Annotated in this window: 8 protein-coding genes; 1 reads left to right on the forward strand and 7 read right to left on the reverse strand. The window is 39.8% G+C overall.

Annotation, left to right across the window (positions count from 1 at the left end):
• Window positions 1–98 precede the first annotated feature (98 nt).
• Window positions 99–1,352: an ATP-binding protein gene (locus DW922_RS12980; protein ID WP_118720955.1), complete on the reverse strand. Its 1,254-nt coding sequence runs from the start codon at window positions 1,350–1,352 to the stop codon at window positions 99–101.
• 134 nt (window positions 1,353–1,486) lie between these two features.
• Window positions 1,487–1,708: a hypothetical protein gene (locus tag DW922_RS12985; RefSeq protein WP_118720954.1), complete on the reverse strand. Its 222-nt coding sequence runs from the start codon at window positions 1,706–1,708 to the stop codon at window positions 1,487–1,489.
• 246 nt (window positions 1,709–1,954) lie between these two features.
• On the opposite strand from DW922_RS12985, the gene DW922_RS12990 reads away from it, so the two are divergent.
• Window positions 1,955–2,767 (forward strand): alpha/beta hydrolase, encoded by an 813-nt coding sequence (locus tag DW922_RS12990; RefSeq protein ID WP_118720953.1) that lies wholly within the window; start codon window positions 1,955–1,957, stop codon window positions 2,765–2,767.
• A gap of 53 nt (window positions 2,768–2,820) precedes the next feature.
• Here the strand turns inward: DW922_RS12990 and DW922_RS18125 are convergent, their stop codons facing one another.
• The 5 genes from DW922_RS18125 to DW922_RS13020 form a co-directional block, all read right to left on the reverse strand.
• Window positions 2,821–4,011: a hypothetical protein gene (locus DW922_RS18125; RefSeq protein WP_243032225.1), complete on the reverse strand. Its 1,191-nt coding sequence runs from the start codon at window positions 4,009–4,011 to the stop codon at window positions 2,821–2,823.
• The gene (locus DW922_RS13000; RefSeq protein WP_243032227.1) at window positions 4,008–5,810 is read right to left on the reverse strand and encodes a DNA methyltransferase; all 1,803 of its coding nucleotides are present in this window, start codon (window positions 5,808–5,810) and stop codon (window positions 4,008–4,010) included. Before DW922_RS13000 ends, DW922_RS18125 begins: the two co-directional genes overlap by 4 nt.
• A 25-nt stretch (window positions 5,811–5,835) precedes the next feature.
• Window positions 5,836–6,279, reverse strand: coding sequence for a GNAT family N-acetyltransferase (locus DW922_RS13005; RefSeq protein ID WP_118726806.1), 444 nt, complete (start codon window positions 6,277–6,279; stop codon window positions 5,836–5,838).
• A 29-nt stretch (window positions 6,280–6,308) separates the two neighbouring features.
• Window positions 6,309–6,545 carry a hypothetical protein gene (locus tag DW922_RS13010; protein ID WP_005345958.1) on the reverse strand — a complete coding sequence of 79 codons (237 nt, stop codon included), beginning with the start codon at window positions 6,543–6,545 and terminating at the stop codon, window positions 6,309–6,311.
• A 347-nt stretch (window positions 6,546–6,892) separates the two neighbouring features.
• A partial coding sequence (locus tag DW922_RS13020; protein ID WP_118726834.1) for a hypothetical protein occupies window positions 6,893–7,404 on the reverse strand: 512 nt, incomplete at its 5' end.

A 7,404-nucleotide genomic window follows, 5' to 3' on the forward strand; every position in this document is an offset into this window, starting at 1 on the left:
AGTTCGGAGCAATATGCTCAAATATTTCTTTTGCCCGATTGGAAATCATCCCACCACCTGAAGAGGATGGGAGAATTCTTGCAGTGTTACGTTAAATCTTAACTAATGATATATTTTGTGCCTTTGCCTTTGCCTTCCACTGTAATCACGCCCTTTTGACACATTTCTTTCAGTAGCTTTGTTGTCTTTGATTTGCCAAAAGGAACATACGGTGCAACTTCGCTGATTGGCTTCAGCATCGTCTTGCTCAAAAGCTTATAAATCACTATTTCGTCTTCCGTTAAATCAGCATTTTTTTCAAATATCGGAAGTACAATTTTTATGGCATTTTCTGAAACTTCAAAATCCGGTTTTATCAAGCCTTCTGCATACAGTTGTTTTATTCTTGTGATTCCCGTTCCGAATATCTCTACGAATCCTAATCTGTAAAATACATTGGCAAGATTTCTATTTCTTAACACAGAAAGTTTTCCTGCCAAATATTCTTCTTCCGTTATTCCAGACGGCAACCCACCAGGAGAAACAATTTCGATTCGATCATCGAACATCGAAACTCTGATTTGCGAATCCACATCCCATACCCTATGAATCAGAGCATTGGCGATTGCTTCTCGGAAAGCTGCTTCCGGTATTTTCTCCATCTTCTTTCGATCAGCACCTTGTATTACTTCGTATTGATAATAGTCTCTGAATACCTCGATTGCCTTTTCATATACCTCTAAAACCGATACATTTTCAAAGGTTGATCTCTTTTGAATGATGCTGATGTTTTCTCCGAATTTGACAATATCAATTCCGGGAAAATGATTTTTATCTGCCAAAAGCCCTGCTGCATTATTGAATCCATTTCCATCGTTATACAGGTTCAATGTCTTCAGCGTGTCCTTGTCAAAATTTTCAATCCGGACAGTTTCTTTCAGTTTACGATGTAAAATTTCAAAAGACAGTTCCTGATCTTTGCAAGGCAATTCTTCAAATCGAATATTTTTCCCATCCAGTACGAGCCTTGAAAACTCCAGAGTGTCTACTTCTATCGTTGCTGTATCATTCCGCTTGTATGCTTTCGATTTATATAGATATGGCTTCTGAAGTCCGCTTTTCACAGTAAGTTTTATCGTCTGGTCATTATTCTTTATCTCAAGCGTATAGTCCGGCTGCGGTGTAATGCTGTCATTGATTTTGTTTTCAATATCCAAACATGCTTGCTTTACATCCGGCAAACCTTTTATATTTCCATCATCATCTATACCAAAAAGGACGGTTCCTCCGTCATAATTTGAAAAGGCACTGACTGTTTTTAAAAATGTGTTCGTGATTGTTTCCTTGAACTCTAATATTCTTGTTTCACGCATACCAATCGCCTCCATTTCTGTCTTATTGAATATATTATATGCAGAAATACGCAAAAAAGCAATCGTATTTTTTTACGATTGCTTTTTTGATTGTTTTTATTGTGTATTCAAAAGTATCTGTTCCTAAGCAGCAACTAAGTGCCCTGCAACTTGATTTCAACACACTCTTTTTGTGTCTCTTTGTCTTTTGCAATTTTGAAATCATCACCAAGTGTAGCAGAAAAGTCCAAACCCTTCTCTTCTTCACGGATAAAACCAGTTCCATTTTCAATGTCCTCTGCATCTCCTTGTTGAAGTTTGAGCCTTGCAGAGAACCATCCTTTTAATATAATCTTTCTGCCATAGTTATACACCATCCTTTCTAATATATATGATGGAGAATGGGATAGAAAATAAAATCGATTTTGGGGAGTTTGAAGTGATTCAATGTAAAATATTCATTTTTACATTGATTTACTGAAATTTCGGTATAGGTAAAATACTATATTTTTGTAGGTGATTAGTAAATTTAATAGATTCTTTCGTTCTGGTTTGTATTAATTGTGATACAATGATGGTAGCTGAATTGTAGCGTTTGCTTATGGTAAAGGAGGGTTTACTATATGAGCACATTTAAAACAAATGACAACGTGGAAATCTATTATGACATTAAAGGAGAAGGAAGACCGCTGCTGATGCTGCCGGGCTGGACATGCTCGACAAAATTCTGGAAAAAGAATGTTGATGAACTGGCAAAATCCTGTAAGGTGATCACCATGGATCTTCGCGCACACGGAGAGTCCGAAAAAGTTCTGCACAGCCATAGAATTTCTCGGTATGCCATGGATGTGAAGAATCTGCTGGACTATCTGGATATCAAAGATGTTACTGGACTTGGCTGGTCCATGGGCGCATCAATTTGGTGGAGCTACATCGAACTTTTTGGAAACGATAGACTAAGCGGACTGATTTGCGTGGACCAGTCTCCTGCTCAGTATATCGGACCTGATTGGCAATGGGGACAGAAAGGTTGCTATGATGTTGAGTCATTTATCAGATTGTGCTGTGGAATTCAAGCGGATCCAGAAGGCTCTGCAGCTGGACTGATCACTGGATGCTTAAATCATACACCGGATCCAGAAGATGCCAAGATGCTGGCAGCCGAAGCCAATAAGTGCCCGCCTTATGCACGCATTGAAATTATGCGTGATCATACAAATTTGGATTGGCGCGACTTTATCCCGCACATCAACCTGCCTACCCTTGTCTGTGTTGCCAAAAAGAGTAACATTTTCGACTGGCATGGTAGTGCCTGGGTTGGCGAAAACATTCCGGGAGCCAAGACTGTATTCTTCGAGGATTCCGGGCATATGCTTTTCTGGGACGAAGCAGATAAATTCAACAAAGAAGTGGCGGACTTTGTTTGCAACCACTGACAGATATGAAAAAGGCAGGACCAAAATCCTGCCTTTCTGTTCTATATAAATACTTATCGACTGTAACTTTTTCCTCGTTTTTCTATTCTCTGCGTCTTAGCACCAATCTCAATGTCCGGTGCGGAGCTTGCCAGCTTATCTTTGACCATATCCATATAATCATCAATCTGCCCCTCCATCCGAAAAACTGCGTGCTGACCAAGTATCTCCCGGTAAGCCCGATGCACATGAGGGGTTTCTTTATAGATATCACGGACTATCTCCATCGGCTCGTCTGTTCCGTATTCTCTCTTCCATTGTTTCACTTGTTTATCCAGATCCGTACAATATCCAGATGCAAAGCGAACATACCCTTTTGCCTCAGCTGGATCGGTACAAATGAGGTCTTCCGCCGTACTTTGCTGCTCTTCAAAGCATAACAGCTTCACACAATTTTTCTTTCCTACTGGCACTTCCCAGCCGTTTTTACATTCTGCTGTTTCCACGCTCACTAAATCTGGATCAAAATACACCATACCGGCAACGCCTTTTCTGCCATAAATCTGCTTATAGAGTTCTAATGCTTTCCGCCGTACTTCCAGCCAATCAACAGTATATTCTGTCCTTTTCCCATGTTTTGGAAATTCTCTTCTCAGCCCTTGCTTTGCTTCTTCTATCATCTCATCCATAGCATAAGTCGATGGTCTATTGGTGCGAATAAAACGATGCGGTGATGGCCGGTAAGACAGGTTTCCTCCATCCAACACATACTTAATCTTTTCCATATCTTCAAGCAGCTCTGGATTGTGCTCATACTCCGGATAAGCAGGTACAGGCATCATGCGACCACCTACCATCAAATCAATACCGTCCTCAAAGATGTTATAATTGTCATCAGTCATAATCCCAATTGACGCAGCACCCAAGCGCATATCCGGCTCCGTCTCCTGATACACGAAAAAATGGCTTAAAACTAAGGGATTATCGCATCGAAGAAACAGTGGACTGCTCTCACTTTTTACACGCAAAATCTTTAAAACTGTCCATCGTTCCCTACGGAAAATTTGGTGATCGGCAGTTAAAATTCCACAACGAACTGCTTCTGGATGGTCGTCCGGTGAGCGATAGAAAGATACTGTCATAACCAGACCATACCACTTATTATTATCCGAGTGCCTCAACACGGCATTGTAATCTTTCCATGGATAATCCGGTTCAGTTTTGTATTGCTGGCGGCAATAATCGAACACTTCCTCTCTGGTCATTTTCTACCTCTGGCATTTTCTTTTTCTGTTAATTCCTGATACATTTTCATTAGTTCAGCTACGCAACTGCTTTCCGTAGTAGTCCTAATATCAAAGCCGTAATCCTGCATTACTGCCTTATCATTCTGTTGATGTGCCTTTCGAAGTTCTGAGGGCATGGTTAGTTCGTCGTATAGATCTGCGAGACTGCTATCAGGATAGATGGCACGTGCGTCAAGAATAGCCTGCGCTGTCTGCTCAATTTTCTGCTTCTGTTGCTCCGTTGGTAATGGCCATGGGAAATTATTATAAACGATATCTTTTGAATATCGATAATCGCTTTTTAATCTTCCGCATACAACACGCATCCAGGCCATATGTACATTTGAGGTAAGTATTCCAAAGTGATATAATGTAGCGTCCGGAATGATTTTTACAAGATTGCTGCAAAAAATTTCCGGTGTAAAAAATCCTATCGGGATATATCTTCGTCTTTGCGACGAAACCTCTGGGACAACAATATAGTTTCCTTTTGGCATATTTTCAACATGAAAACGCGTCGGTCTTTCAGCTAATTTTATTGTACCTGCACTTGGGCTGGCAAGACGATACTCCCTTACCTTATTAATTCTATCCATGCACAAAGGCATTTTTCTAAGTTCAGCTGGGCTACACTCTCCAAGCCATAAACAATATCGTGGTGCTTGATTTATAAATTCTCTGGATCCATACCAAGGTCGAAAATATTTTTTTGATCCAGGTTCCTTTTTTATAAAATCCTCCATTTCTTCTTTTTCAAATAGATAAAATCCACCATCTATCGGCTTATTTCCAATGCCTATTTCTGGGACATTACAAAGCGGTTTATTTCTACTTTCAACAAAAATATCCTCAGCATCAAGCAGATAACCATTGATATTTTTAACAGCTTGGTACCTCTCCTCTGTAAATAATTTCTTCTGTTTCGTATTCACAGCAATGCTAAATCCAATGATTACACAATGAACATGGGCTTTAATTTTTGCCTCACTATCCCATCTAAATGTATGATAAGCAAAATCAATATGAACTCCTTCCTCAAATAAAGGCTTCCACAAATTCGCAACGCTTTCACCTTGTGACACAGAATTGGTAGATATTAATGCGCTGCGTATAGCTGTATTTTTCATAAAATCCGTGCATTTTTTATACCAACAACAAACATAATCCAAGTTACCAGCATTTTTCCAACCTGGGAAAACGAGTGCTATATCGTCCTTCTGGACTTTATTCATCATCCGTGCACCTACAAACGGCGGGTTACCTATAATATAATTGACGCTCATTTTCGGCACAACATCTTCCCAGTTAATCTGCAAAGCATTACTCTCGATGATAGATGCATTAGTTTTTAAAGGCAAGAAATCAAGTTGCATCAATACGATTGCTTCTGTTTCTTTCATCATCTGGCTCTCCGCAATCCAGAGCGCTGTCTTAGCAACAGTAACGGCGAAATCGTTAATCTCAATGCCATAAAACTGAGCAATGGATACCTGAATTGGATTTGCTTCTTCAAATCCGAAGCGAATCTGGCCCTTCTGCAACTCAGCCAATACCTTATTTTCAAGCCTACGAATGCTAATATATGTTTCCGTAAGGAAGTTACCACTGCCACATGCTGGATCTGTTGCCGTGTCTAATTTGATACAACATAACGGAGCGGAATATCTACCCCTTAACGATGCACCCGCACAGGTGCATTTTTGCACACCCCTCATAACGATGCCGTATGCACCGTTACGGAGTAAGGTATTCGGTTTTATCGCTGCCTGTGCGTACACTGTGTTCTCCTCGTAAAACTGGAAGTTATAAACATCTTTGCAAATATATCATATCTATCAACTGTACACCGCCCTCATAAATTGGGTGGTCATAATTGTCAGTAAAGAAATTGGGAATCTTGTGAGAACGAACAAATCCACATTTTTCATAAAATGGTATCGTCAATGGACTGTCACCTGTTCCAACTTGCAAAACAGAATATTCATCTGCATATTTACTGGCAAGAAAATCAATTAGTGCTTTGCCATAGCCCTTTCCCTGATTTTCCGGATCGACTGCGATATTCTTGATTTCAAGTATTCCATTACCTTCATCGGTAACAACACATTCTGCTTTTTCATCATTGTCTTCAAGCACATACATAGTACCTTTTTCAAGATAGCGCTCAACCATGCTCTCCTGTTCATCAGCTAATAACAATAATAATATAAATTGCTTTTTATTTTCGTTCACTTCTCGGATTTTCATATCCATTACTCCGTCAAACTGGAATTTTATCAGCAACCTTCTTTTTTATCTTTTATATCGTCTTTTAACGATTTAATTTCTTCCAGAATGAGTTCAGTACAAACGACTAAAAGACCTGAAAGAAGAATAATTCCACCGTAAATCGGATAAATAAAAGATTCTTGGACTCCACCGCCAATGATACCAGACAAGAGTTGCCACACACCACTGAACGGCCAAACAACTAATGCGAATACCACAATCATCGTAATAATAGCTTTTTTCATTGCTCTTTACCTCCGTAACCTCCGATTTTTCGTTCTCTGTGACTTCCCAATAAACGGGAAGTTATGGCTTTAACTTCCTACAAATAATCAGCTTTAGGATAATACATACGACCACCACAACAGCCACCAAGGCACCACCCAATAGCAACTCTGTGTACCACGGTGCAGACTGCATGGCATATAAATTTGGATAGGTTTTAAAGTGCCAGAACTTATAAATTCCGAACCCAATGAAAACTCCTATGAATGAAGCAATAACGATGTTAAAAAAGGAATTCAACTTTTTCAGCATAGCAGTGCACCCCTTTCCAACTTCCGATTTATCCAGTTAAGAAAACTGGAAGTTGTCAGAGAGAATTGTTCCAGTATTCCACAGTATTGCCATTCACATCATAGAATGTAATGGTTCCCGCATTTATAGGCAAAACAATCGCAAAAGGTTTATTGCTGTCAATGTCAAGCACATGAATTGTGTTGCCGTCATCTATTTCAAGCTGTGTTACCTGTTGCTGATTCATAGAAATAAATGCTCGCTCATTATATCCTTCTACGGTGTACTCGGCGATTCCTCTTTGAACCCACGAAAGGTTTCCACCCCCACGGAAAAAGTATCCAAAGGAAAGACCAGGGCGGTTGAGATAGACGGAAAAAGAATGGTCACTCAAATCCTGAGGGTAAGAAATATATGCAGCCATCGTGCTGGAAACGCTTCCATCGACCGTCCAATCATCCTTAATCTTCTGCGACGAACGAATATCTGTCTCCAGCTTAGATGAAGTCACGCCGATCTCATTGTTCGTATAAAGAAAACAAACAAATAAAATACAAACAAGAACAACCCCTACCACAATTTTAAGAA

The sequence above is a fragment of the Clostridium sp. AM42-4 genome (assembly GCF_003480105.1).
Taxonomy (GTDB): Bacteria; Bacillota; Clostridia; order Lachnospirales; family Lachnospiraceae; genus Brotaphodocola.

Coding starts and splice junctions, on each gene's coding strand:
- DW922_RS13010 (WP_005345958.1), bottom strand. CDS start 6,545: ATGAAAAAAGCTATTATTACGATGATTGTGGTATTCGCATTAGTTGTT.
- DW922_RS13005 (WP_118726806.1), bottom strand. CDS start 6,279: ATGAAAATCCGAGAAGTGAACGAAAATAAAAAGCAATTTATATTATTA.
- DW922_RS12985 (WP_118720954.1), bottom strand. CDS start 1,708: ATGGTGTATAACTATGGCAGAAAGATTATATTAAAAGGATGGTTCTCT.
- DW922_RS12990 (WP_118720953.1), top strand. CDS start 1,955: ATGAGCACATTTAAAACAAATGACAACGTGGAAATCTATTATGACATT.
- DW922_RS18125 (WP_243032225.1), bottom strand. CDS start 4,011: ATGACCAGAGAGGAAGTGTTCGATTATTGCCGCCAGCAATACAAAACT.
- DW922_RS12980 (WP_118720955.1), bottom strand. CDS start 1,352: ATGCGTGAAACAAGAATATTAGAGTTCAAGGAAACAATCACGAACACA.